The sequence below is a fragment of the Roseateles chitinivorans genome, assembly GCF_050632235.1.
Classification (GTDB): domain Bacteria; phylum Pseudomonadota; class Gammaproteobacteria; order Burkholderiales; family Burkholderiaceae_C; genus Roseateles; species Roseateles chitinivorans_A.
Genome location: NZ_CP192584.1, coordinates 120,762 through 144,955 on the forward strand (window position 1 = coordinate 120,762; position 24,194 = coordinate 144,955).

A 24,194-nucleotide genomic window follows, 5' to 3' on the forward strand; every position below is an offset into this window, starting at 1 on the left:
ACTTCCGACGAACCTGAGGCCGCGTTCGCTTCTTGCGCAGCGCCCCGGCTTTCGACCCATCCGGATTTACCGATCCCAGGAGACAACGACATGACCCCGTCCTTCGGTTCCTTGCTCCGGCGAGCCGCGTTCCTGCTGGCGCTGGCGGCGCCTTTCGCCGCGACCTCCGCCCATGCCGCGCCTGCGGTCGAGACCGCCGCAGCGACCTCAACGTCGGGCGCCGCATGCCCCGAACTGCTCAACCGGCAGATGCCCCGTCTGCAGGACGAGAAGCCCCAGGCGCTCTGCCAGTATGCGGGCAAGGTGGTCCTCGTGGTGAATACCGCCAGCTTCTGCGGCTACACGCCGCAGTACAAGGCGCTCGAAGCCCTCTCGGCGCGTTATGCGGACAAGGGGCTGGTGGTGCTCGGTTTTCCGTCCGGTGACTTCGGCAACCAGGAGTACGGCAGCAACAAGGAAATCGCCGAGTTCTGCGAGAACACCTTCAACGTGAAGTTCCCGATGTTCAGCAAGAGCAACGTGGCCGCCGGAAAATCCGACCTGAACCCGCTGTTCGCCGATCTGGCCAAGCGCACGGGCCAGTCGCCCAAGTGGAACTTCCACAAGTACCTGATCTCGCGCGACGGCAAGCAGGTCATGAGCTTCGCGTCCGGCGTCAGTCCGGACAGCACGCAGTTCACCCAGGCGGTGGACAAGCTGGTCGCGCAACCGCAATGAGCAGGTCGCCGCTGCGCTGAACCGGAAAACCTGATCTCCCGCGCCACCATCGCTTGTAAAAGCTGAACGAAAGGCGCGGGATTTGGCAATCGGCGCGCCTGTGGCGAGGGGTCGTCATCACCCTGAAAACTGTCCCGGCTAGGCGGGACAGCGGTGACAGTTGCTCACCTATTCGTTCATCGGTGGGATGACATCGACCGCGATGCGCTGCACCATGACGGCTCGTTCAACACATCGCTGAAGACAGACATCAGCGTCGACAGCCGGTAGCAGCGCTCCCTTTGAGGACGCTTAAACGGGCCGGAAGGCGCAGCGGTCTGGGAGGGCATTCCGGGTTTCCACCGATCCCGGCAGCGATGGGAGTACAGTCAACGCATCCACTTTCAGCCGCAAGACCTGCTTCCTCGTGAAGCTGCAATCCCGAGGCCTTTCTCCTCCTCCTCCCTCCCTCCCTCGTTGGCCAGGGGCGTCTTGAGGCTACTTTTATACCCAGGGCTTCCGCATCCGCGGAGGCCCTTTGTATTTGCGCCGGGAGGAGTCGAGGAGGTCCGGCAGGACGACAGGCTCAGGCGAGCCAGCCCTTGCGCCGGAAGTAGATGAAGGGCGCGGTGACCGACGCGATCATCAGTCCGATCGCGAAGACGTAGCCGTACTTCCAGTGGAGTTCCGGCATGCCCTCGAAGTTCATGCCGTAAACGCTGGCGATCAACGTCGGCGGCAGCAGCGCGACGCTCGCGACCGAGAAGATCTTGATGATCTTGTTCTGGTTGATGTTGATGAAGCCGACGGTGGCATCCATCAGGAAGTTGATCTTGTCGAAGAGGAAGGCCGTGTGCGAGTCGAGCGAATCGATGTCGCGCAGGATCTGCCGGGATTCCTCGAACTGCTCCGCATTGAGCATGCGGCTGCGCATCATGAAGCTGACCGCACGGCGCGTGTCCATCACGTTGCGGCGGATGCGGCCGTTCAGGTCTTCCTCGCGGGCGATCGCCGCGAGCACCGCGCCGGCCTCGGTGTCGTTGACGTCCTTCTTCAGCACGCGCGCGCTGACCTTCTCGAGGTTGTCGTAGATGCCCTCGAGCACGTCGGCGGAGTACTCCGCATCGGCGTCGTAGAGCTTGAGCAGCACGTCCTTGGCATCCTCGATCAGCGCGGGGATGCGGCGCGCGCGCAGGCGCAGCAGCCGGAACACCGGCAGGTCCTCGTTGTGGACCGAGAACAGCACGTTGTTGAACAGGATGAAGGCCACGCGCACGTTGCGCGGCGCTTCCATGTCGTCGATCAGGAAGTCGGAGCGGATGTGCAGCTCGCCGTTGTCCTCTTCGTAGAAACGGGCGGACTCTTCCAGATCCTCGTCGACGATGTCCTCGGGGATCACCAGGCCGAAGCGCTCGCGGATCCAGTCCTTCTCCTGCGGCGTGGGCGACTCCAGGTCGACCCAGACCGGGTCGCGGCCGTCGTCCGTGCGCGCGAGCAGTTCGGCGGCGGTCGCGATCTCCTCCTGGACCATGCCTCCCTTGAGGCGGCCGTTGTCCAGCGTGAAAACATTGAGCATGCAGGTCCTTCGTCGGCGGTGACGCGCTCTGGCGAACGCGCAAGCCTGAGTGCGCGTTGACGGACCCTCGGGATCGTCGCGGCGCAGGATTTGTCAGGGAGCGGGCGGCGCCGGAAAGCGGCGCGCGCGGGATGCAGGTCGAAGGTGGCCCGTCTCACTCCGGACAAGCGTCGCGGCGGCGTTGGTGCGGTGACGCGGAACGCTCAGAAGCTGCGGCGGATTGACGCTGGAGTGGATGGCCACCGAGGGTGGTCGCTGTCCAAGGGAAACTCCAGTAATCGGGACACGGAATTATCACATCGCGTCCTCGGGGGCGGCAAGGAAGAGCGCTCAGGAGCGTCCGCCGCACAACACCCAGCATTCGAGCACGGACCTCGCCATGCCGCAAGGCGGGAATATTCGCCCCCAAACCTTGCTTTTGATCACTTGCCCAGGTCCCGGATCGGGTGCAGACTGGACTCGTCTTCTTCATCGATGTCGCCTCAGAACCCGCATGCCATCGGCCCTCGCGGCCTTCCGGGTCCCTCGCGGACCGTTCATTCCGACGCCATCTCCTGATCCCTCCATCCGCTCCCGAACGCTTCCGACTCCCGGTCGGCGGCGTGGCCTTCCACCCACATCGATTTCTCCACCGCCTCAAGGCCCCCACCCCCAGGACCACCCCAAGACCCTGAACCGCTCTTTTCCCGCGGCATCCGCCGCCGACTCCGACCCGTTTCCGACCAAGCCCTTGTGAAAGGAGGCTTTATGAACCTGACCATCAGCGGCCACCATCTCGAAGTGACACAGGCTCTGCGTGAGTACGTGCTGAACAAGTTGAGCCGGGTCATCCGGCACTTTGACCAGGTCGTGGACATCAACGTCCTGCTGACCGTGGAGAAGCAGAAGGAGAAGGATCGACGCCAACGCGCGGAAGTCACGTTGCATGTGAAGGGACGGGAGATCTTCTGCGAGCACTCGCACGAGGACCTCTACGCGGCCATCGACGAGCTGATGGACAAGCTGGATCGGCAGGTCTGCCGCCACAAGGACCGTGTGCAGAACCATCATCACGAATCGGCCAAGCGCATGGACTTGAACGCCGGATGACCGGCCCCCGTCGCGGCCCAGGCCGGCGGCGAGACCTCCCGCGGACCTCGGGGATTTCCCGGGGTTCCGCCCGCAAGGCGGCCCATCGGGCCGCCTTTTTGCCGAGAATTGTTGCAATGCAACACCAAGGACGACGTTTTCACAGGAGCGTCGCATCCGTCACACCCCTGCCGGTGGCGGGATTCCTATAATCCTGTCCCTCAACCTTCGAATCTGCGCCCCGCTGGTGCGCAGTGCTGCTCCCCCAGCCCGCCGGTCGTCGTGACTGGCACATGCCCGATGAACCGTCTCGCCGCCATCCTTCCCGCCAGCAACGTGCTGGTCGATGTGGACGCTTCCAGCAAAAAGCGGGTCTTCGAACACGCGGGGCTGCTCTTCGAGAACAACCATTCCATTTCCCGCGCCGCGGTCACGGACAACCTGTTCGCCCGGGAACGTCTGGGGTCGACCGGACTGGGCCATGGCGTCGCCATCCCGCACGGCCGGATCAAGGGCCTGAAGAATCCGCTGGCCGCCGTGCTGCGCGTGCAGCAGCCGATCGGCTTCGACGCGCCGGACGACGAACCGGTCACGCTGCTGATCTTCCTGCTGGTGCCCGAAGCGGCGACGCAGAGACACCTCGAGATCCTGTCCGAGATCGCGGAGATGCTGTCCGACCGCGAACTGCGCGAGCGCCTCAAGACCGAGTCCGACGCCGCGACGGTGCATCGCCTGATCGCCGACTGGGAACCGCTGAAGTCGGTCGCCTGAGCGCCGACGCAGCACGCCGCCTCCTCACCGCCACGACCACGGCCCACCGCACTTGAAAGCCACCTCCATCAGCGCGGACCGGTTGTTCGAGGAACACCGCGAAGCCTTGCGTTGGGAGTGGATCGCCGGCCACGCGCATCCTGAGCGCCGCTTCGACGAAGCCGCACTGCGCGACGCGCAGTCGGCCGCCGACCTGGTCGGCTACCTGAACTACATCCATCCGTACCGCGTCCAGATCGTGGGCCGGCGCGAGGTCGGCTACCTGAGCCAGGCTTCCGGCGACGTGCTGGACCGCCGCATCGCGCGCATCGTCACGCTGGAACCGCCGGTGATCATCGTCGCCGACGACCAGGTCCCGCCGGACCGCCTGGTCGCCATGTGCGACCGCGCCGAGATCCCGCTGTTCACCACCGCCGAAAGCGCTGGCCACGTCATCGACCTGGTGCGCGCCTACCTCGCGCATGTCTGCGCCAACCGCACGACGCGGCACGGCGTGTTCATGGACATCCTCGGCCTGGGTGTGCTGCTGACCGGCGAATCCGGCCTCGGCAAGAGCGAACTGGGCCTGGAGCTGATCAGCCGTGGCCACGGTCTGGTGGCGGACGACGCGGTGGACTTCTTCCGCATCGCGCAGACGGCGATCGAAGGCCGCTGCCCCGAACTGCTGATGAACCTGCTGGAAGTCCGCGGCATCGGCCTGCTGGACATCAAGGCGATCTTCGGCGAGACGGCGGTGCGCCGGAAGATGCGGCTCAAGCTGATCGTGCACCTGGTCCGCAAGGAGACGATGGAGCGCGACTTCGAACGCCTGCCCTACGAGCCGCTGTACGAGGACGTGCTGGGCATGCCGGTGCGCAAGGTCGTGATCGCCGTGGACGCGGGCCGCAACCTGGCCGTGCTGGTCGAGGCCGCCGTGCGCAACACCATCCTGCAGCTGCGCGGCATCGACACCTACCGCGAGTTCGTCGAGCGCCATCAACGCGCGATCGAGCAGGGCCTCAACGACACGAACTGAGGACCCGCCCGGCTTATCGGCCGGTCGATCCCGCCATGAAGAAGGGGCTCCAGCGGAGCCCCTTGTCGTCTGAGCCGCGGAGACAGGCGCCGATCAGCGGACGACCTTGTTCGGGCAGTCCTTCTTCACGCAGTTCGCATACAGCGCGAGCGAGTGCTCCTGCAGCTGGAAGCCGCGATCCAGCGCGATGGCGTGCTGACGCTCCTCGATCTGCGGATCGTAGAACTCCTCGACGAAGCCGCAGGTCAGGCACACGAGGTGATCGTGGTGATGCCCCTCGTTGAGCTCGAACACGGCCTTGCCGGACTCGAAGTGGTTGCGCGACAGCAATCCCGCCTGCTCGAACTGCGTGAGCACGCGATAGACCGTCGCGAGACCGATGTCCGCGCGTTCATCGAGCAAAGCTTTGTAAACGTCCTCGGCGGTCATGTGCCGCTGTTGGGTCGTCTGGAAGATCTCGAGGATCTTGATGCGGGGCAAGGTGGCCTTGAGCCCGCTGTTCTTGATTTCGTCTGACCGGTTCATGGGGTTGGCGCCTGCGGAGAGCGTGGGTGCGTGCCGCTAGAATCCGCCGATCATAGTCCTAGCGCCTCGGCCGAGACGTGCCATGTCATTGAATTTCCGTATCCCCCGCATTGCACGCCGGAACGCCACGGGCGCCGCCGTGGCCGGCCTGGCCCTGGGTCTCCTGACGCTGGGTGGCTGCTCGCAGATGCCCAAGTTCGACGCGCTCTCCGTCAGCGGCGAGAAGGTGCTCGGCCTGGTCACGCCGTATCGCGTCGAAATCGTCCAGGGCAACGTCGTCACCAAGGAGCAGATCGCGGCCCTGAAGCCCGGCCTGACGCGCGCGCAGGTGCGCGACGTGCTCGGCTCGCCGCTGCTGACCGACGTCTTCCATGAGGCCCGCTGGGACTACGTGTTCACGATCCGGCGCCAGGGCGCCGCACCGCAGAACCGCCACATCCTGCTGACCTTCGACGGCGACCAGCTGTCGAAGATCGACGCGCCGGACGACCTGCCGACCGAGAAGGAATTCATCGCGTCGATCAACACGCTGAAGCTCCGCGGCAAGGAGCCCAAGCTCGAGTTGACGGACGAGGAGCGCAAGGCGCTGCCGCCGCCGGTGCGCACCGCCGCGGCCTCGGCGCCGGAGCCGATCGGCCCGACGCGCGACTACCCGCCGCTGGAGCCCCGTCGATGAGCCGTCTGCGGATCGCGATCACCGGCGCGTCCGGCCGCATGGGCCGCATGCTGGTCGAGGCGGTGCTGGCATCGGACGACCTCGAACTGGCGGCCGCGCTCGATCGCGACGGCAGCCCCGCGCTGGGCCAGGATGCCGGCGCCTTCCTCGGCCAGACCACGGGCGTGGCGATCTCCAGCGACGTCAAGGCCGGCCTGGCCCAGGCGGACGTGCTGATCGACTTCACCCGCCCCGAAGGCACGATGGCGCACCTCGCGCTGTGCGCCGAGCTGGGCGTGCGGACCGTCATCGGCACCACCGGCTTCAGCCCGGACGAGAAGGCGAAGATCGGCGAGTTCGCGCAACGCGCCGCCGTCATGATGGCGCCCAACATGAGCGTGGGCGTGAACGTCGTGCTCAAGCTGCTGCAGCAGGCGTCCAAGGCGCTGGCGCAGGGCTACGACATCGAGATCGTCGAGGCCCACCACCGCCACAAGGTCGACGCGCCCAGCGGCACCGCGCTGAAGATGGGCGAAGTCGTCGCCGAAGCGCTCGGCCGCGACCTGAAGACCTGCGCCGTCTACGGCCGCGAAGGCGTGACCGGCGAGCGCGATCCGTCGACGATCGGCTTCGCGACCGTGCGCGGTGGCGACGTGATCGGCGACCACACCGTGATGTACCTGGGCGTCGGCGAACGCATCGAGATCAGCCACAAGGCCTCGAGCCGCGCCACCTTCGCACAGGGCAGCCTGCGCGCGGCGCGCTTCCTGGGCGAGCGCAAGACCGGCCTGTTCGACATGAACGACGTGCTCGGCATCGCCTGAGCCCGCGACCGCCCCTGATCGGCGCCCGACCCGCGACGCGATGACCGAACTGATCCACCTCTGGCAAGCGGGCGACGGTGTCGCCCGTTTCGTTTCCCTGCTGCTGCTGACGATGTCGGTGTGCAGCTGGGTGCTGATCTTCTGGCGCGGCTGGACATTGGCCCGGGCGCGGACCGACCTCGGCCGCGCGCTGCCGGTGTTCTGGGCGGCGCCCGACGTCGGCCAGGGGCGCGACCAGCTGAAGACCCTCGATCGCGGCGCCTTGATGCTGCCGCTGATCGACGCCGCGATGCAGGACAGCGCGCCGGGCACGTTGGCCGCTTCCGCGCAGAGGACCTCGCAGCTGACGCGCCGCCTGCGCGACGCGCTGCATGCCGTGCTGAACGGCCTGAGCCGGGGCCAGGTCGTGCTGGCGACGATCGGCGCCACCGCCCCCTTCGTCGGCCTGTTCGGCACGGTCTGGGGCATCTACCACGCGCTGCTGAGCATCTCGTCGACCGGCAACTTCAGCCTGGACAAGGTCGCCGGCCCGGTCGGCGAGGCGCTGATCATGACTGCCGCCGGCCTGGCCGTGGCGATCCCGGCGGTGCTGGCCTACAACCTGTTCGGCAAATGGGTCGCCGCCTGCGAGGCCGAGCTCGAAGGTTTCGCGCACGACCTGCGCGAGCTCGTCGGCGGCGCCTGAGCGCCCTGCCCGACCGCTCCCCCCGGACCCGCACGCGATGAAGTTCGGCCGCCTCGAACGCCGCGAAGCGCCCAAGCCGATGGGCGAGATCAACATGACGCCGCTGATCGACGTCATGCTGGTGCTGCTGGTGATCTTCATCATCGCGGCGCCGCTGATGGGCAGCGCGCTCAAGCTGGATCTGCCCAAGAGCGACGCCGCGTCGCCCGCGCCCGGCGCGAGCTTCATCGCGCTGTCGATCACGCCCGAGGGCGAGTACGTGCTGGGCGAGGACAAGCTCGATGCCAAGGCCATGCGCGAGCGCCTGGCGCAACTGGCCCAGCGCCAGCCCGATGCCGAACTGCGCCTGAGTGCCGACCAGTCCGTGCCCTACGGCAAGGTCGCGCAGCTGATCGGCTGGGCGCAGAAGGCAGGGCTGAACCGGATCGCGTTCGTCGCCGAGAACGGCGAGCCCGCCGATGGCACCGGACCTGACAAGGGCGTCACGCCTCCCCCGAAGCGCTGATCGCTCACCCCCGCTGGGTGGCCCGCCCACAGAGGATGGGGCGGCCGCGCGCGGCCTCCTACAATCGACGGCTACGTTGCCCGAGCCACCATGAACGAGAAATACGCCCCCTCCGAGGTCGAACAGGCCGCCCGCGATCACTGGAACGCCCGCGACGCCTACCGCGTCGTCGAGGACGCGTCCAAGCCGAAGTTCTACGCCTGCTCCATGCTGCCCTACCCGAGCGGCAAGCTGCACATGGGCCATGTCCGCAACTACACGATCAACGACATGTTGACGCGTCAGCTGCGCATGAAGGGCTACAACGTGCTGATGCCGATGGGCTGGGACGCCTTCGGCCTGCCCGCGGAGAACGCGGCGATGAAGAACAAGGTGCCGCCGGCCGCGTGGACCTACGACAACATCGCGTACATGAAGTCGCAGATGCAGGCCATGGGGCTGGCGATCGACTGGTCGCGCGAGATCGCCACCTGCAAGCCGGACTACTACCGCTGGAACCAGTGGCTGTTCCTGAAGATGCTGGAAGCCGGCATCGCCGAGCGCCGCACGCAGGTCGTGAACTGGGATCCGATCGACCAGACCGTGCTGGCCAACGAGCAGGTCATCGACGGCAAGGGCTGGCGCTCGGGCGCGACGATCGAGAAGCGCGAGATCCCCGGCTACTACCTGAAGATCACCGACTACGCCGAGGAACTGCTGGCGGCGGTGGCCGATCCGTCGGACCAGAACTACCTGTCGGGCTGGCCGGAGCGCGTGCGCCTGATGCAGGAGAACTGGATCGGCAAGAGCGAGGGCGTGCGCTTCGCCTTCCCGCACGCGATCGCCGGCGAGGACGGCCAGCCCATCCAGGGCGGCCTGCTCTACGTCTTCACGACGCGCGCCGACACGATCATGGGCGTGACCTTCTGCGCCGTCGCGCCGGAGCACCCGCTGGCCGCGCACGCCGCGAAGACCCACCCCGCGCTGGCCGCGTTCATCGAGGAATGCCAGCAGGGCGGCACGACCGAGGCCGAGCTGGCCACGCAGGACAAGAAGGGGCTGTCGACCGGCCTCTTCGTGACGCACCCGCTGACCGGCGAGCAGATCGAGGTCTGGGTCGGCAACTATGTGCTGATGAGCTACGGCGACGGCGCCGTGATGGGCGTGCCCGCGCATGACGAGCGCGACTTCGCCTTCGCGAAGAAGTACGGCATCGCGATCAAGCAGGTCGTGGCGGTGGGCGAGGAGGCCTACTCGACCGACGCCTGGGCCGAGTGGTACGGCGACAAGCAGCGCGGCCTGTGCATCAACTCCGGCGTGCTGGACGGCCTGACGCACAAGCAGGCGGTGGACAAGGTGGCCGAGCTGGTCGGCACCAAGGGCCTGGGCGAGAAGAAGACGACCTGGCGCCTGCGCGACTGGGGCGTCAGCCGCCAGCGCTACTGGGGCACGCCGATCCCGATCATCCATTGCGCCACCTGCGGCGCGGTGCCGGTCCCCGAGAAGGACCTGCCCGTCGTGCTGCCCGAGGACTGCATCCCCGACGGCAGCGGCAATCCGCTGAACAAGCGCGCGGACTTCCTGGACTGCAGCTGCCCGAAGTGCGGCGCCGCGGCCAAGCGCGAGACGGACACGATGGACACCTTCGTGGACAGCTCGTGGTACTTCATGCGCTATTGCGACGCGACCAATCCGGAGCAGATGGTCGCCGCCGGCACCGACTACTGGATGCCGATGGACCAGTACATCGGCGGCATCGAGCACGCGATCCTGCACCTGCTGTACGCGCGCTTCTGGACCAAGGTCATGCGTGACCTGAAGCTGATCAAGTTCAGCGAACCCTTCACCAACCTGCTGACGCAGGGCATGGTGCTGAAGGGCGCCTTCTCCCGCAAGCCGGAAGACGCCGGCAAGAACTACTACTGGGAACACGAGGTCGACGTCATCCGCAACGAGCACGGCGTGCCGACCGGCGGCACGCTGAAGGCCGACGGCCTGCCGCTCGAGTACGAGATGACGACGATGTCGAAGTCGAAGAACAACGGCGTCGACCCGCAGGCCCTGATCGACGAGTACGGCGCCGACACGGCCCGCCTGTTCGTGATGTTCGCGTCGCCGCCCGAGCAGACGCTCGAGTGGAACGACGCCGGCGTCGAAGGCGCGCACCGCTTCCTGAAGCGCGTCTGGGGCTTCGGCACCAAGCACGTGGACGCGATCAAGGCCGGTGGCGCGGACTTCGCCGCGCTGAACGACGACGGCAAGGCGCTGCGCCGCGAGGTCCACCTGGTGCTGAAGCAGGTCTCGTACGACTACGAGCGCATGCAGTACAACACCGTAGTCTCCGGCGCGATGAAGCTGCTGAACGCGCTGGAAGGCTTCAAGGCCGAAGGCCAGTCGGCGGCGGTTCGCGAAGGCTTCTCGGTGCTGCTGCGCGTCATCTACCCGGCCTGCCCGCACATCGCGCATGCGCTGTGGAACGAGCTCGGCTTCGCCGCCGAACTGGGCGAACTGCTGGACGCCGCCTGGCCGCAGGTCGACGAGTCGGCGCTGGTGCAGGACCAGATCGAGCTGATGCTGCAGGTCAACGGCAAGCTGCGCGGCGCGATCAAGGTGGCGGCCTCGGCCGACAAGACCGCGATCGAGGCGATCGCGCTGGCCAGTCCGGACTTCGAGAAATTCGCCGAAGGCAAGGCGCCCAAGAAGGTCGTCATCGTGCCGGGTCGTCTCGTCAACGTGGTGGTGTGAGCATGATGAAGCGCCGTGATCTGCTGTCGTCGTTCGCGTCCTTGGGCGCGCTGGGTACCGTGGGCGCGGCCGGCCTTCTGACGGGCTGCGGCTTCGAGCTGCGCAAGGAACCGGTCTACCACTTCAAGACGCTGGCGCTGACCGGCTTCGTCCCGCACTCGCCGCTGGCGCAGGAGCTGCGCCGGCAGGTGCAGCGCAGCACCGTCCGCCTGGTCGAGGACCCGAACCGCGCGGACGTGATCATCGACGCCGAGCGGGAGATCCGCGATAAGACCTCGGTGGCGACGACCGCGGCGGGCCAGATCACGGAATGGCAGCTGCGGCTGTCGCTGGACTACTCGCTGCGCACGGCCGGCGGGGACATCCTGCTGCCCCGCACCGAGCTGCGCCTGACGCGCGACATGAACTACAGCGAAAGCGCGGCGCTGGCAAAGGAGCAGGAAGAGAACTCGCTGCAGAAGGCCATGCAGGTGGAAGCCGTCGGCCTGCTGCTGCGCCGCCTCGCGGCGGTGCACCTCCCCACCTGACCCGGGACGGACCGCGCGCATGCAGATCAAGGGCGACGCACTCGCCGGCCACCTGGCCAAGGGACTCAAGCCGGTGTACGTGGTGCACGGTGACGAGCCGCTGCTCGCGCAGGAGGCCGCCGATGTCCTGCGCGCCGAGGCGCGCAAGCAGGGCTACAACGAGCGGCAGGTCTTCATCGTCAGCGGCGCGCACTTCGACTGGGCCTCGGTGATCGCGGCCTCCCAGGCGATGAGCCTGTTCGCCGACAAGCAGCTGATCGAGATCCGCATTCCTGGCGGCAAGCCGGGCAAGGACGGCTCGGACGCGCTGCAGCGTTACGTCGACGGCCTGCCGCCGGACGTGCTGACGCTGGTGACCCTGCCCCGCCTGGACAAGACCCAATTGAGCAGCGCCTGGTTCACGGCGCTGGACAGCGCCGGCGTGTCGGTGAAGGTCGATCCGGTCGAGCGGCGCGAGCTGCCTGCCTGGATCGCCCGGCGCCTGCAGCAGCAGGGGCAGCCGGTCGCGGCGGGACCGGACGGCCAGCGGGCGCTGGAGTTCTTCGCCGACCGCGTGGAAGGCAACCTGCTCGCCGCGCACCAGGAATTGCAGAAGCTCGCGCTGCTGCACCCGGCCGGCGAGCTCAGCCTGCAGCAGATCGAGGCCGCCGTGCTGGACGTGGCGCGTTTCGACGTCTTCAAGCTCAGCGAGGCGCTGCTGAGCGGCAAGGTGGGCCGCGTGCTGCGCATGCTCGACGGCCTGAAGGCCGAGGGCGAGGCCGCCGTGCTGGTGCACTGGACGATGGCCGAGGACATCCGCGGCCTGAAGCGCGTCCACGACGCGGTGGCCGCGGGCAAGCCGCTGCCGATGGCCTTGCGGGAGTCCCGCATCTGGGGCCCGAAGGAGCGCCTCTTCGAGCGCATCGTGCCGCAACTGCACGGGGCGGCGCTGACGCGGCTGGTCGTCGCCGCGCAGATCTGCGACGGCATCGTCAAGGGTCTGCGCCACCCGGAATGGCCGGCCGACCCCTGGGAAGCGCTGGGGCGATTGGCCCTCCTGCTGGAGCAAGCCCTGCGCCCGCCGGCCCAGAAAACCCGCTATGGTTGACGCTTGTCGTCCACCTGGCGTCGCTGATGAGTCCCTTCCGTTCCGCCCCCTTGTCGATGGCCGCCGCGATGCTGTCGGGCGTGTTCCTGAGCGCGACCGCGGCCCACGCAGCGGACTGGACGATCCAGGTCCGTGACGCCGACGGCGCGCCCGTGCCGAATGCGGCCGTCGCCGTCGAACTGAAAGGCCAGCCGGCCAAGCCGGCCGCGGGCGTCGTCGCCCAGATGGCCCAGCGCGACCGTCAGTTCCAGCCCCAGCTGCTGGTGGTGCAGACCGGCACCGCGGTCAACTTTCCCAACTTCGACACCGTCCGCCACCACGTCTATTCGTTCTCGCCGACGAAGAAGTTCGAGCTCAAGCTGTACTCGGGCACGCCGTCGGAGCCGGTGGTCTTCGACAAGCCGGGCGTGGCCCAACTGGGTTGCAACATCCACGACCGGATGAGCGCGCACATCGTGGTCGTCGACACGCCGGCCTTCGGCATCACGGACGCCAAGGGCGAGGTCAGGCTGAACCTGCCGCCCGGCGACCACCGCCTGCGGCTGTGGGCATCGCGCCTGGGCAATGCCGCTCCGACCGCGCAGCCGCTGACGGTGGGGGCGAGTGCGACCGGTGTGCTGAAGGTCGAGCTGAAGGACTGACGCGCGATGCGCTGGCCGGACTTCCTCAACCTGCGGCGGCTGGAAGGGCGCATCGTCGCGTTGTTCCTGGCGTTGCTGCTGGTGGTCCAGCTGCTCAACCTCGCGCTGATCGACCAGGGCATCGGACGCAATGCCCGCGCGCAGGTGACCGAGGAACTCGAGGCCGGCGAACGCATCCTGGTCCAGCTCATCGACGAGGACAACCAGCAGCGCGGGTTGGTGGCCGATCTGCTGCAGTCCGACTACGGCCTGCGCCAGCTCGTGTCCGCCGGCATCCAGGGCGAGGAACTGCGCGCCATGCTGCAGGACGTCTTCACCAACCTGAGCGAGCGCGGCGACGCCGCGTTCATCGGGTATGCGGACGATTCGTTCAAGCTGGTGACGGCGACCGACGCGATCGCGGCGAAGGTGACACCGCTGCTGCGCGGCGTCACCCGCGAGCAACAGGGCCGCGCGCAGAGCCAGTTGCTGCTGCTGGACGGGAAGGCCTACCAGGTCGTGGTCGCGCGGATGCGCGCCGCGGGCCTGGGCGGCTGGATCTTCACCGGGTTCGAACTGAAGAGCGACCAGCTGCAGGAACTCAAGCGCATCGTGCGCATCCAGGGCGTGCTGCTGGCGCAATCGGCGACGGGGCAGTGGCAGGTGCTCGCGTCGGTGCTCGATCCGGCCGCGACCGCCCGTGCGGTCCAGTCGTTGCCCACACTGGGCGCAGCGGACCGCGACGCGAGAACCTTCCATCTGCCGCTCGACGACGAGTTGTTCCAGGCGCGGCTGCAACCGCTGGCGCACGGCGGCGACACCGACAAGTCGGTGGCGGTGCTGCTGTTGCGCTCGGTCGATGAAGCGCTGGCGCCCTACCGCCGGTTGCAATGGATGCTGCTGGGGCTGAGCGGCGTCGGCGTGCTGCTGTTCGCGATCGGCGCGGTGTTGACGGCACGGCGCATCAGCGGGCCGGTGAAGGCGCTGGCGAGCGCGGCGCACCGGCTCGGTCAAGGCGACTATGCGCAGCCCGTCACGCGGCCCTCGCGCGACGAGATCGGCGATCTCGCGGAGGCCTTCGAGGCGATGCGCCAGGGCATCCGGGCGCGCGAGGAAGAGGTGAACCGGCTCGCGTTCTGGGATCCGCTGACGGACCTGCCGAACCGCGAGCAGTTCCATCAGGCGCTGGCGAGACGGATGGCGGAGAGCGAGGAACGCTTCTCGCTGTTGATGCTGAACCTGGACCGCTTCAAGCACGTCAACGACGTGCTGGGGCGCCCGTTCGGCGACCGGCTGCTGCGGGCGGTGGCGGATCGGCTGCGGCACCTGCTGAAGGACGAGGTCAGCCTGATCGCGCGCGTGGGCGGGGACGAATTCCTGCTGCTGATCGACGGCGCCGGCGCGACGCGGGCCGAGGCGATCTGCAAGCGCATCCAGCGCGACTTCGAACGCGCCCTGAGCATCGACGACCAGACGGTGGACCTGTCGGCGGGGATGGGCGTGGCGCTGTACCCGCAGCACGGGCGTGATCCGCTGCTGCTGCTGGCGCGGGCGGAACTGGCCATGCATGCGGCCAAGCGCGGCCAGAGCGGGTGCGAGGTCTACGCCCCCAGCATGGATGCGGCGAGCCAGGAATCGCTCTCGCTGCTGAGCGAGTTGCGGCACGCGATCGACGCCGGGGAACTCCGCCTGTTCCTGCAGCCGAAGGTGGACCTGCACGGCCAGAAGATCGCGGGCGCAGAGGCGCTGGTGCGCTGGCAGCACCCGACGCGCGGCTTGGTGCCGCCGATGGAGTTCATCCCCTTCGCCGAGCAGACGGGCTTCATCCGCCAGATCACCGCGTGGGTACTGCACGCGTCGGCGCAGGCGTGGATGGGCTTGCAGCGGGACGGTCTGGCGCTGCCGATCAGCGTGAACCTGTCGACGCGCGACCTGATGGACCAGGACCTGCCGATCAAGGTGGCGGACCTGGTCGCGGGCGTGCCGCCGCCGGCGCTGTGCCTGGAGATCACCGAGTCCGCGATCATGGACGACCCGCAGCGCGCGCTGCAGACGCTGGAGCAGTTGCACGCGCTGGGCTTCAAGCTGTCGATCGACGACTTCGGCACGGGCTACTCGTCGCTGGCCTACCTCAAGCAGCTGTCGGTGGACGAGTTGAAGATCGACCGCAGCTTCGTGATGAACATGGAGCGCGACATCGACGACGCGAAGATCGTGCGCTCGACGATCGAGCTCGCTCACAACCTGGGGCTGACGGTGGTGGCGGAAGGGCTGGAGACGGCCAAGCAATGGACGCTGCTGCAGACGCTGGGCTGCGACCAGGGGCAGGGCTACTTCCTGTCGCGGCCGATGCCGGCGGAGAAGTTCGCCGACTGGCTCCGCGGCTGGCAGCCGCCGGATCTCGACGACGCGCAGGCGAACACGATCCTGGCTGGGCTGTGAGGGACAGGTCTTGCCTGGTGTGAACGTCGGTCAAGTTTGATTCACTCACTCGTGCGATCAAGCCCCTCAAGGCTGCTCCCGCTGATTGGGGATGCGATCTCCCCCTCTGAAGCGATTTCTTTTTGCAGGACCTACCGAGATGATTCACGCAGATCTGGAACCCGAACTGGAGGCCATCGTGCTGAATCTGATCGAGAGCGGAAAGTATTCGTCGCGCACACAGGTGCTGCGCGACAGCGTGGAGCTGCAGGCTTGGCGCGAGGCCAGGTTGAAGGCGTTCGAGGACTCCTTCGCCGAAGGCGTTGCCGAGGCGGCCACCAGTGAGGGCGAAAGCGTCGAAGACGTTTTCCTGCCGTTGATCGCCAAGTACCAGGCCCTGGCGGACTCGAAGAAGTGATCGTCCGCCTTCTTCGGAAGGCGCGGGCAGATCTGGACTCCATTGGCGAATACATCGCGCGGGACAACCCTTCGCGTGCCCCGTCGTTCCTGGCCGAACTGATGGCCAAGGTCAACGGGCTGTCGACCATGGCTGAGTCATTTCCGTCCGCCCGCCTTCGCCCCTACCCTCACATCCGGCGCCGCAGTCATGGGCGATACGGCATCTTCTACTCCGTGAACGTCATGGCACAGCGTGTCATGGTTCATCGCATTCTTCATTCATCTCAAGACCTCGCGAGGGCCTTCAATGCTTGAAAACAAACCAGACTCAGCACACTGCATGACCGAGATCGGAACAACCAAGAGTCGACACGCCAACCGCATTGCTTGGATGAAGGCGTTTGAAGAATCCATCTCTCGCGGCAAGGCTGCGGCCACAGCAGGGAAAGGCAAACCCGCGGACGAAGTCTTCGATCGGCTGATCGCCAAATACCAGGCGATGGCGGACGCGAAAGAGGGATCGCGTTCCTAACCCTGACTGCTCAGGAGTCTCGGTCTTCGAGCGCATCGCACAGCGCCTCGAGGCCCGCGCGCACGGTCTGCGAGCGCACGGCATGCCTGTCACCGGTGAAGTGTTCCTTCCACACCCGAACGCGCTGCCGGCCGTGCATCAGCGCGAGCCACACTGTCCCGACCGGCTTGTTCTCGGTGCCGCCGCCCGGCCCGGCCACGCCGGTCACCGCGATCGCCCAGTCGATCGGCGCGTGTGCCACCAGGCCGCGCGCCATCTGCTCGGCCACCTCGCCGCTCACCGCGCCATGCAGCGTGATCAGCGCCGCCGGCACGCCGAGGAGCTCCGTCTTCGCCTGGTTGGTGTAGCTCACCACGCCGCGTTCGAACCATTGGCTCGAGCCCGCCAGGCTCGTGCACGCCGCCGCGATTAGACCGCCGGTGCAGGACTCCGCGGTGCCCATGCGCTCCTTGCGCTGGATCAGGGCCAGAGCGATGCGTTCGATCAGTTCGGATTCGTCGGGAAACAGCATGGGGATCTCCTCGTCGATGGATCTGGATGATCTGATCCGTGGATGGATGCGATCGGCGCCGGCGCCGGCGCCTCAGCGCTTCAGTGCAGCAAGGCCCTCGCGCCGGCCAACACCACAAGCGTACATGCAGCCGCCACGAGATCGTCGAACAGGATGCCGAAGCCTTGCCACACCGTCACCGGTTGCCCGGGCTCGATCTTGAACAGCGCATCGGCCCAGCGCACCGGGCCCGGCTTCGCCGCGTCGAAGAAGCGGAAGACGCCGAACGCCGCCAGCTGCCACCAGAAGCCCGCCGGCATGATCAGCCACAGCACGATCCAGATCGCGACGATCTCGTCCCACACGACCGAACCGGGATCGCAGGTCTTGAGGTTTCTTGCGGTGACCGTCGAGGCCCACCAGCCGATCGGGATGCTCGCGGCGATCACCACGCCCCACAGCAGCGGTGTCAGCCACAGGTTCAGGATCGCGAACGCGGCCCAGCCCCACAACGTGCCTACCGTTCCCGGTGCCTTCGGCGCCAGCCCGCTGCCGAAACCCATCGCGATCCAGTGCGCGGGATGCCTGGCCATGAAGCCGAAAGTGGGGCGCACCGCGCTCATGATTTGAAGTGATCGAAACTCTGCAGCGTGTCCTGCAGCGGACGCCCCGCGCCGTCGACGACGCGCAGGCCAGGTTGTTCATCGATGCGACCGACGCGGTACACCGGCGTGCCGGATGCCCGCCCCGCGTCGAGCACACGCTCGCGCGCATCAGCGGGCGCGGTGAACGCGAGTTCGTAGTCGTCGCCGCCGCTCAGCAGGCACAGCTGCTGGAGGTCCTCCGGCATCGCGCCCAGTACCGCCGAGCGGGGAGATCCGCCAGCCGCAAGGTCGCGCCGACGTTGGAACGCTTCAGCACATGGCTGATGTCGCCGGCCAGGCCGTCCGACACATCCACGGCGCTCGTCGCGATCCCACGCAGCGCGCGGCCTAGCGCGACGCGCGGCTCCGGCAGTTCCATCCGCATCCGCGCTTCGTCGAACTGCGCCGCGCTCAGCGACAGCGTGCCGCGGAACACTTCCAGCGCCAGCCGTGCATCGCCCAGCGTGCCGCTGACCCAGACGTCGTCGCCAGGCTTCGCGCCCGAGCGCAACAGGGCCTGGCCCGAAGGCACCTCGCCCATGGCGGTGATGTTGATGTTGAGCGGCCCCGCCGTCGTGTCGCCGCCGGCCAGCACGATGTGATGCGCGTCGGCGAGTTCGAACAGCCCCTGCGCGAAGCCCGCCAGGAAGGCCTCGTCGACACGCGGCAGCGCCAGCGACAGGAAGAAGGCCCGGGGCGTCGCGCCGCAGGCCGCGAGGTCGCTCAGGTTCACCGCCAGCGCCTTGTGGCCGAGCCGCCGCGGCGAGACCGTCGACAGGAAGTGCCGGCCTTCGACCAGCATGTCCGCCGTCACCAGCCACTGGTGGCCCGCCGACGGCGTCAGCACCGCGCAGTCGTCGCCGATGCCCAGCGTCACCGCGCCGCCCTCGGTCCGGCCGGCACGCCCCGCGCGGCCGAAGAAGCGGTCGATCAGGTCGAACTCGCCCAGCGGAGGTCCGTCCCGTCGCTCGGCCATGCCGGAACTGCCGGCAGATGCACCGGCGGATGCACCGGCAGACGCGCCGGATGCTTCAGAAGAATCACCCATGGGCGGCATTGTCGCCGCGCAGCAGGTTGGACAGCTCGACCGCGGACTTCACGTCCATCTTCTCGAAGACACGCGCGCGGTGGACTTCCACCGTGCGCACGCTGATGTTGAGCTGGTCCGCGATCAGCTTGTTGGGCAGGCCTTGCACGACCAGCTGCATCACCTCGCGCTCGCGCTCGGTCAGGTCGCCGACGCGATGCCCCAGCGCCGACTTCGCATCGCGCGCGGCGATCGCCTCGGCGCTCTGCGCCAGCGCATGCTCGACGCGGTCCACCAGCGCGTTGTCCGAGAACGGTTTCTCGACGAAGTCGTAGGCGCCCTGCTTCACCGCCGCCACCGCCGTCGGCACGTCGCCGTGGCCGGTCAGGAAGATCACCGGCAGCGTCTCCAGCAGGCCGCGCTCGATCAGCCGCTCGAACAGCGCCAGGCCGCTCATCCCGGGCATCCGGACGTCGAGCAGCAGGCAGCTCGGCGCCGACGGCCAGTCGCGCCCGCTGCGCGGCAGGCCGTCCAGCATCGATTCGAAGGCCTCGGCGCTGCCGAAGCCCTCGGACAGCAGGCGCCGCGACCGCAGCAGCCAGGCGAGCGCATCGCGCACCACTTCCTCGTCGTCGACGAGGTAGACCATCGGCAGGGACTGCGGCTTCATGGGGACGACTCTCCAGATCCAATGATGGGGAACCGGTCGGCGCCCGGCTTCTGCGCCGACCCGGGTGCATCCTCGCACGGCAGGCTGAACCGGAACTCGGTCCCGGTCGGCGACGCGGGCGCGACGCGGCTTTCGAAATCCATGGCGCCACCGTGCTGCTCCACGACCGTGCGGCACAGGCTCAGGCCCAGGCCCATGCCCTCGGTGCGGGTCGTGAAGAAGGGCGTGAACAGCTGGCGCGCCACTTCCGGCGGAATGCCCGGCCCGTGGTCGATCACCGCGAAGCTCAACCAGCGCGGCTGCAGCCGCTTCACCTGGATGATCAGCGCGCGATCGGCGAGCGGCGTCGGGCCATCCATCGCCTGGATCGCATTGCGGGTGAGGTTCAGCAGCACCTGCTCGACCATGGTCCGGTCGCAGCGCACGCGCGGCAGGCCCTTGGCGAGATCCATCTCGATGCGCGCACCGCTCTTGCGCGCCTGCAGCCGGATCAGCGGCAGCACCGCGTCCAGCAGCTGCTCGACGTTCACCCATTCGCGCGCCGCTTCGCGGCGTCTGACGAAGTCGTGCACGCTCTTGATCACGCGGCCGGCGCGTTCGGCCTGCTCCGCGATGCGCGTCACCGCCTGGCGCACCATCGCCGGCGTCTGCGGATCGTCGGCCTCGCGCACCATCAGGTTGATCGAGGCCGTCGCGTAGCTCGCGATCGCCGCCAGCGGCTGGTTCAGCTCGTGGCTCAGCAGCGACGCCATCTCCCCCACCGTCGCCAGCCGCGCGGTGGCCTGCAGCCGGTCCGACTGCTGGCGCGACAGTTCCTCGACCTTGCGCTGCGCGCTCAGGTCCAGCACCGCGCTCATCCAGCCGGTCTGCTGGCCTTCGGCATTCAGCAGCGGCGCCTCGTAGATCATGACCGGGAAGCGCTCGCCCGTGCTGCGCGCGAAGACCGTCTCGAAGCCCTCGCGCGGTGGCAGGCCGGCCTCCCAGCGCGCCTCGCGGTCGTGGTGGCGGCGCCAGTATTCGTCGGTGAACTCGGGCGGCCAGTACGGCGGTGCGTGCGGCGGACGGCCGGTGCCGACGACCTCCTCCGCCGGATAACCGACCATCGCGCAGAACGCCGGATTCACATAGCTGATGTTGCCGTCCAGGTCGCGCGCGCGCAGCCCGGTGATCAGCGAGTTCTCCATCGCCTGCCGGAACGCGAGCGACTCCGCCAGCGCGTGCTCCGCCTGCGCGCGCTTGCGGGTGTCGCGCGCCAGGATGATGACCAGCGCGAACAGCGCCATCGACAGACCGAGCACCAGCGCCGTCGCCAGGTTCGGAATCAGCTGTGGCCGTCCGGTGGCGTTGTCGACGCGCAGCTGCAGGCTCAGGCCCGGCAGGTCGAGCAGCCGCTCCGACAGGTAGAAGCCGGTGCCGCGCGTCAGGCCGGTGCGCGCCAGGCGCGTGCCGTCGCCTTCGACGAAGGACATCTCGAAGCGCCGTGCCTGGTCCTGCGAGACCGACTCCTCCAGCAGCGGCCGCAGGCCCATCGTCGCGACGACGTAGGAGCGCGGCTCCCCGGCACGCACGCGGGGCAGGCAGAGGTCGGCGACCTCCATGCCGTCGCCGCCGGGTCCCGGCACGAAATACGAGCGCGAGAACAGCGGCGTACCCTGCCGCAGCGCGGCGATGCAGGCGAGCTCGGTCTCGATCTGGAGCTGCTCGCGCGCGAGGATGGAGAACAGCGGCGGCGCATACGGCGAGTCGACCGCGCGGCGCACCTGGCGCTCGGAATCGCGCAGCTCGATGCGCAGCAGCACCCGGGTCTGGCGCAGCTGCGCGGCGGCGTTGCCGCGCCAGTCGTCATCCTCGGCCCACATCAGGCCCTGCAGCCCCTGCAGGTCGCGGCCGATCAGCTGCTTGGCACGTGCGGTCACCTCGGCGGCGGCCAGGTCCGACGCCTCCTGCGCGCGGGCCGCCTCATGACTCAAGGTCAGCGAGAGCAGCAGCGACTGCGCGACCAGCAGCAGCCCGACCAGCGTCCCCCACAGCAGGGCGCGACGCCAGCGCCGGGGCCGGACGCCCTGCGCCATCGGAGGAAAGGGGGCGGCGGGCCGCATGATGGTGGGAGCAGGCAAGCGGTGGTCGAACGGAAGGTCGGGCGAGGGTCGGGACGCGGGGCGCGAACGTGACGTCAACGTGGCGTGAAAGGCGCTTGAAAGGATCGCCCAGGCACGTGCCGCGTCATCCGTCTGCCGCGCGCGCGGGGCAGGCAGTATGGCGCGCGGGACGCCCCTGGCGATGCGCAGTTTCGCGTATGTGCCTGCGGCCCTGCCGACATGCAGCATACGCATAGTCCGCACTGCCGCCGTCGGGGCGGACTCCTACAATCGCCGACCCGGCCCACGACGGCGGACCGGTTTCAACCAGAAGAGTCCCCCATGTCCACGTCCGAAGAAAAACGTGCGCAGCTGCGCCAGGCCGCTCTCGAATATCACGAGTTCCCGACCCCCGGGAAGATCGCCATCGCGGCCACCAAGCAGCTGATCAACCAGCGTGACCTGGCCCTGGCGTACTCGCCGGGCGTGGCCGCCGCGTGCGAGGAGATCGTCGCCGATCCCGCCAACGCGTTCCGCTACACCTCGCGCGGCAACCTGGTCGCGGTGATCTCCAACGGCACCGCCGTGCTCGGCCTGGGCGACATCGGCCCGCTGGCCTCCAAGCCGGTGATGGAGGGCAAGGGCGTCCTGTTCAAGAAGTTCGCCGGCATCGATGTCTTCGACCTCGAGATCGACGAGAAGCACAACCTCGACAAGCTGGTCGACGTGATCGCCGCGCTGGAGCCCACCTTCGGCGGCATCAACCTCGAGGACATCAAGGCGCCGGACTGCTTCTACGTCGAGCGCGAGCTGCGCAAGCGGATGAAGATCCCCGTCTTCCACGACGACCAGCACGGCACCGCCATCGTGGTCGCCGCCGGCCTGCTCAACGGCCTGAAGGTCGCCGGCAAGGACATCAAGTCGGTGAAGCTGGTGACCTCGGGCGCCGGCGCTGCCGCCCTCGCCTGCCTGAACCTGCTGGTCAAGCTGGGCCTGCCGCGCGAGAACATCTGGGTGACCGATCTGGCCGGCGTGGTCTACGAAGGCCGCACCGAGCTGATGGACCCGGACAAGGCCGTCTACGCCCAGCCCACGGAACAGCGCAGCCTGCGCGACGTGATCGCCGGCGCGGACATCTTCCTGGGCCTGTCGGCGGGCGGCGTGCTCAAGCAGGACATGGTCGCTTCGATGGCGGCCCGGCCGATCATCTTCGCGCTGGCCAATCCGAATCCGGAGATCCAGCCGGAGGACGTCCACGCGATCCGCGGCGACGCGCTGATGGCCACGGGCCGGACGGACTATCCGAACCAGGTCAACAACGTCCTGTGCTTCCCGTACATCTTCCGCGGCGCCCTGGACTGCGGCGCGACGACGATCAACGACGAGATGGAGATCGCCGCCGTCCACGCGATCGCCGAGCTCGCCCAGGCCGAGCAGAGCGAGGTCGTCGCCGCGGCCTACGCCGGTGCGAACCTGAGCTTCGGCCCGGAGTACCTGATCCCGAAGCCCTTCGACCCGCGCCTGATGATGAAGATCGCCCCGGCGGTCGCGCTGGCGGCGGAGGCCTCGGGCGTCGCGCTTCGTCCGATCGCCGACATGCCGGCGTATCTGGAGAAGCTGCAGAGCTTCGTCTACGCCTCCGGCACGACGATGAAGCCGATCTTCCAGATCGCGAAGAAGGCCAAGCACAAACGCGTGGCCTACGCGGAAGGCGAAGAGGAACGGGTGCTGCGCGCGGTGCAGATCGTCATCGACGAGGGCATCGCCCGCCCGACGCTGATCGGCCGCCCGGAAGTCATCGCGCAACGCTGCGAACGCTTCGGCCTGCGCCTGCAGGAAGGCCGCGACTACGAGGTGGTGAACACCGAGTTCGACCAGCGCTATCGCGACTACTGGCAGACCTACCTCGCGATGACCGAGCGCAAGGGTGTGACCCAGCAGCTCGCCAAGATCGAGATGCGCCGCCGGCTGACGCTGATCGGCGCCATGATGCTGCACAAGGGGAAGTGGACGGGATGCTCTGCGGCACCTGGAGCAACACCGCGATGCACCTGCAGTACATCGACCAGGTCATCGGCAAGCGCCCCGGGGTCAAGACCTTCGCCTGCATGAACGGCCTGATCCTGCCGGGTCGCCAGGTCATGCTGGTCGACACCCACGTCAACTACGACCCGACCGCCGAGCAGATCGCCGAGATCACGCAGATGGCGGCCGAGGAAATGATGCGCTTCGGTCTGCGTCCGAAGGCGGCGCTGCTGTCGCACAGCAATTTCGGCTCGAGCAACTGCCCGTCCGCGGTCAAGATGCGCGACGCGCTGGCCTTGATCAAGGAACAGGCGCCCTGGCTGGAAGCCGACGGCGAGATGCACGGTGACGCCGCGCTCGACCCGCACTACCGCGAGCAGCTGGTCTCCAACAGCACGCTGACGGGCGAGGCCAACCTGCTGGTCATGCCCAACATCGACGCCGCCAACATCAGCTACAACCTGCTGAAGACGGCCGCCGGCGGCGGCATCGCGATCGGGCCGGTGCTGCTCGGCGCGGCCAAGCCGGTCCACGTGCTGACACCCTCGGCCACCGTGCGCCGCATCGTGAACATGACGGCCCTGACCGTCGCGGACGCGAACGCCGCCCGCTGATTCCCGGCCGCCGCCG

The 24,194-nt window shown here is 68.0% G+C and carries 22 protein-coding genes and 2 pseudogenes; 17 read left to right on the top strand and 7 right to left on the bottom strand.

Annotated features, from left to right (window positions below):
- Positions 1–90: 90 nt before the first annotated feature.
- The gene (locus ACQ859_RS00435; protein ID WP_431264136.1) at positions 91–717 is read left to right on the top strand and encodes a glutathione peroxidase; all 627 of its coding nucleotides are present in this window, start codon (positions 91–93) and stop codon (positions 715–717) included.
- Between the two features lie 565 nt (positions 718–1,282).
- Here the strand turns inward: ACQ859_RS00435 and corA are convergent.
- Positions 1,283–2,272 carry a magnesium/cobalt transporter CorA gene (corA, locus tag ACQ859_RS00440; protein WP_431260247.1) on the bottom strand — a complete coding sequence of 330 codons (990 nt, stop codon included), beginning with the start codon at positions 2,270–2,272 and terminating at the stop codon, positions 1,283–1,285.
- A gap of 747 nt (positions 2,273–3,019) precedes the next feature.
- Between corA and hpf the strand changes: the two genes are divergently transcribed.
- The 3 genes from hpf to hprK all read left to right on the top strand — a co-directional run bounded on the left by hpf (position 3,020) and on the right by hprK (position 5,126).
- Positions 3,020–3,361 (top strand): ribosome hibernation-promoting factor, HPF/YfiA family, encoded by a 342-nt coding sequence (gene hpf, locus ACQ859_RS00445; RefSeq protein ID WP_297523898.1) that lies wholly within the window; start codon positions 3,020–3,022, stop codon positions 3,359–3,361.
- A gap of 279 nt (positions 3,362–3,640) precedes the next feature.
- A complete protein-coding gene (gene ptsN, locus ACQ859_RS00450) occupies positions 3,641–4,111 on the top strand; it encodes a PTS IIA-like nitrogen regulatory protein PtsN (RefSeq protein WP_088407577.1) in 471 nt (156 codons plus the stop codon).
- Between the two features lie 52 nt (positions 4,112–4,163).
- Entirely contained in the window at positions 4,164–5,126 is a 963-nt protein-coding gene (gene hprK, locus ACQ859_RS00455) for an HPr(Ser) kinase/phosphatase (protein ID WP_067281136.1), read from the top strand.
- Positions 5,127–5,219: 93 nt separating this feature from the next.
- Here the strand turns inward: hprK and fur are convergent, their stop codons facing one another.
- Positions 5,220–5,651: a ferric iron uptake transcriptional regulator gene (fur, locus tag ACQ859_RS00460; protein ID WP_431264137.1), complete on the bottom strand. Its 432-nt coding sequence runs from the start codon at positions 5,649–5,651 to the stop codon at positions 5,220–5,222.
- Positions 5,652–5,733: 82 nt separating this feature from the next.
- On the opposite strand from fur, the gene ACQ859_RS00465 reads away from it, so the two are divergent.
- The 12 genes from ACQ859_RS00465 (at position 5,734) to ACQ859_RS00520 (ending at position 16,630) form a co-directional block, all read left to right on the top strand.
- Positions 5,734–6,327, top strand: coding sequence for an outer membrane protein assembly factor BamE (locus tag ACQ859_RS00465; protein ID WP_431264138.1), 594 nt, complete (start codon positions 5,734–5,736; stop codon positions 6,325–6,327).
- Positions 6,324–7,130, top strand: a complete 807-nt coding sequence (dapB, locus tag ACQ859_RS00470; RefSeq protein WP_431264139.1) for a 4-hydroxy-tetrahydrodipicolinate reductase — start codon at positions 6,324–6,326, stop codon at positions 7,128–7,130. Before ACQ859_RS00465 ends, dapB begins: the two co-directional genes overlap by 4 nt.
- A 40-nt stretch (positions 7,131–7,170) precedes the next feature.
- Entirely contained in the window at positions 7,171–7,815 is a 645-nt protein-coding gene (locus ACQ859_RS00475) for a MotA/TolQ/ExbB proton channel family protein (protein ID WP_431264140.1), read from the top strand.
- A 37-nt stretch (positions 7,816–7,852) separates the two neighbouring features.
- A complete protein-coding gene (locus ACQ859_RS00480; RefSeq protein WP_431264141.1) occupies positions 7,853–8,320 on the top strand; it encodes an ExbD/TolR family protein in 468 nt (155 codons plus the stop codon).
- Positions 8,321–8,410: 90 nt separating this feature from the next.
- A complete protein-coding gene (gene leuS, locus ACQ859_RS00485; protein ID WP_431264142.1) occupies positions 8,411–11,044 on the top strand; it encodes a leucine--tRNA ligase in 2,634 nt (877 codons plus the stop codon).
- Between the two features lie 2 nt (positions 11,045–11,046).
- A complete protein-coding gene (gene lptE, locus ACQ859_RS00490) occupies positions 11,047–11,571 on the top strand; it encodes an LPS assembly lipoprotein LptE (RefSeq protein WP_431260240.1) in 525 nt (174 codons plus the stop codon).
- 19 nt (positions 11,572–11,590) lie between these two features.
- Positions 11,591–12,658 (top strand): DNA polymerase III subunit delta, encoded by a 1,068-nt coding sequence (gene holA, locus ACQ859_RS00495; RefSeq protein ID WP_431264143.1) that lies wholly within the window; start codon positions 11,591–11,593, stop codon positions 12,656–12,658.
- Between the two features lie 26 nt (positions 12,659–12,684).
- A complete protein-coding gene (locus ACQ859_RS00500; RefSeq protein WP_431264144.1) occupies positions 12,685–13,299 on the top strand; it encodes a methylamine utilization protein in 615 nt (204 codons plus the stop codon).
- A gap of 6 nt (positions 13,300–13,305) precedes the next feature.
- Positions 13,306–15,720, top strand: coding sequence for a putative bifunctional diguanylate cyclase/phosphodiesterase (locus tag ACQ859_RS00505; RefSeq protein ID WP_431264145.1), 2,415 nt, complete (start codon positions 13,306–13,308; stop codon positions 15,718–15,720).
- Positions 15,721–15,898: 178 nt separating this feature from the next.
- A complete protein-coding gene (locus tag ACQ859_RS00510) occupies positions 15,899–16,117 on the top strand; it encodes a type II toxin-antitoxin system ParD family antitoxin (protein WP_431264146.1) in 219 nt (72 codons plus the stop codon).
- Entirely contained in the window at positions 16,114–16,413 is a 300-nt protein-coding gene (locus ACQ859_RS00515; protein WP_088407567.1) for a type II toxin-antitoxin system RelE/ParE family toxin, read from the top strand. Before ACQ859_RS00510 ends, ACQ859_RS00515 begins: the two co-directional genes overlap by 4 nt.
- A gap of 25 nt (positions 16,414–16,438) precedes the next feature.
- Positions 16,439–16,630: a hypothetical protein gene (locus ACQ859_RS00520; protein WP_431264147.1), complete on the top strand. Its 192-nt coding sequence runs from the start codon at positions 16,439–16,441 to the stop codon at positions 16,628–16,630.
- 10 nt (positions 16,631–16,640) lie between these two features.
- On the opposite strand, the gene ACQ859_RS00525 is transcribed toward ACQ859_RS00520, so the two are convergent.
- The 5 genes and pseudogenes from ACQ859_RS00525 to ACQ859_RS00545 all read right to left on the bottom strand — a co-directional run bounded on the left by ACQ859_RS00525 (position 16,641) and on the right by ACQ859_RS00545 (position 21,533).
- Entirely contained in the window at positions 16,641–17,141 is a 501-nt protein-coding gene (locus ACQ859_RS00525) for a CinA family protein (RefSeq protein ID WP_431264148.1), read from the bottom strand.
- A gap of 80 nt (positions 17,142–17,221) precedes the next feature.
- A complete protein-coding gene (locus tag ACQ859_RS00530) occupies positions 17,222–17,743 on the bottom strand; it encodes a phosphatidylglycerophosphatase A family protein (RefSeq protein WP_431260235.1) in 522 nt (173 codons plus the stop codon).
- Positions 17,740–18,740, bottom strand: a pseudogene (thiL, locus tag ACQ859_RS00535) (thiamine-phosphate kinase). Before thiL ends, ACQ859_RS00530 begins: the two are co-directional and overlap by 4 nt.
- Positions 18,741–18,804: 64 nt before the next feature.
- Entirely contained in the window at positions 18,805–19,461 is a 657-nt protein-coding gene (locus ACQ859_RS00540) for a response regulator transcription factor (RefSeq protein ID WP_421036859.1), read from the bottom strand.
- The gene (locus ACQ859_RS00545; protein ID WP_431264149.1) at positions 19,458–21,533 is read right to left on the bottom strand and encodes a two-component system sensor histidine kinase NtrB; all 2,076 of its coding nucleotides are present in this window, start codon (positions 21,531–21,533) and stop codon (positions 19,458–19,460) included. Before ACQ859_RS00545 ends, ACQ859_RS00540 begins: the two co-directional genes overlap by 4 nt.
- A gap of 348 nt (positions 21,534–21,881) precedes the next feature.
- Here ACQ859_RS00545 and ACQ859_RS00550 point away from each other — a divergent pair.
- A pseudogene (locus ACQ859_RS00550) lies at positions 21,882–24,178 on the top strand (NADP-dependent malic enzyme).
- Positions 24,179–24,194: the final 16 nt, after the last annotated feature.

Coding starts and splice junctions, on each gene's coding strand:
- ACQ859_RS00530 (WP_431260235.1), bottom strand. CDS start 17,743: ATGAGCGCGGTGCGCCCCACTTTCGGCTTCATGGCCAGGCATCCCGCG.
- fur (WP_431264137.1), bottom strand. CDS start 5,651: ATGAACCGGTCAGACGAAATCAAGAACAGCGGGCTCAAGGCCACCTTG.
- lptE (WP_431260240.1), top strand. CDS start 11,047: ATGATGAAGCGCCGTGATCTGCTGTCGTCGTTCGCGTCCTTGGGCGCG.
- ACQ859_RS00500 (WP_431264144.1), top strand. CDS start 12,685: ATGAGTCCCTTCCGTTCCGCCCCCTTGTCGATGGCCGCCGCGATGCTG.
- corA (WP_431260247.1), bottom strand. CDS start 2,272: ATGCTCAATGTTTTCACGCTGGACAACGGCCGCCTCAAGGGAGGCATG.
- leuS (WP_431264142.1), top strand. CDS start 8,411: ATGAACGAGAAATACGCCCCCTCCGAGGTCGAACAGGCCGCCCGCGAT.
- ACQ859_RS00480 (WP_431264141.1), top strand. CDS start 7,853: ATGAAGTTCGGCCGCCTCGAACGCCGCGAAGCGCCCAAGCCGATGGGC.
- ACQ859_RS00525 (WP_431264148.1), bottom strand. CDS start 17,141: ATGCTGTTTCCCGACGAATCCGAACTGATCGAACGCATCGCTCTGGCC.
- ACQ859_RS00520 (WP_431264147.1), top strand. CDS start 16,439: ATGACCGAGATCGGAACAACCAAGAGTCGACACGCCAACCGCATTGCT.
- hpf (WP_297523898.1), top strand. CDS start 3,020: ATGAACCTGACCATCAGCGGCCACCATCTCGAAGTGACACAGGCTCTG.
- ACQ859_RS00435 (WP_431264136.1), top strand. CDS start 91: ATGACCCCGTCCTTCGGTTCCTTGCTCCGGCGAGCCGCGTTCCTGCTG.
- holA (WP_431264143.1), top strand. CDS start 11,591: ATGCAGATCAAGGGCGACGCACTCGCCGGCCACCTGGCCAAGGGACTC.
- ACQ859_RS00540 (WP_421036859.1), bottom strand. CDS start 19,461: ATGAAGCCGCAGTCCCTGCCGATGGTCTACCTCGTCGACGACGAGGAA.
- dapB (WP_431264139.1), top strand. CDS start 6,324: ATGAGCCGTCTGCGGATCGCGATCACCGGCGCGTCCGGCCGCATGGGC.
- ACQ859_RS00475 (WP_431264140.1), top strand. CDS start 7,171: ATGACCGAACTGATCCACCTCTGGCAAGCGGGCGACGGTGTCGCCCGT.
- ptsN (WP_088407577.1), top strand. CDS start 3,641: ATGAACCGTCTCGCCGCCATCCTTCCCGCCAGCAACGTGCTGGTCGAT.
- ACQ859_RS00505 (WP_431264145.1), top strand. CDS start 13,306: ATGCGCTGGCCGGACTTCCTCAACCTGCGGCGGCTGGAAGGGCGCATC.
- ACQ859_RS00545 (WP_431264149.1), bottom strand. CDS start 21,533: ATGGCGCAGGGCGTCCGGCCCCGGCGCTGGCGTCGCGCCCTGCTGTGG.
- ACQ859_RS00465 (WP_431264138.1), top strand. CDS start 5,734: ATGTCATTGAATTTCCGTATCCCCCGCATTGCACGCCGGAACGCCACG.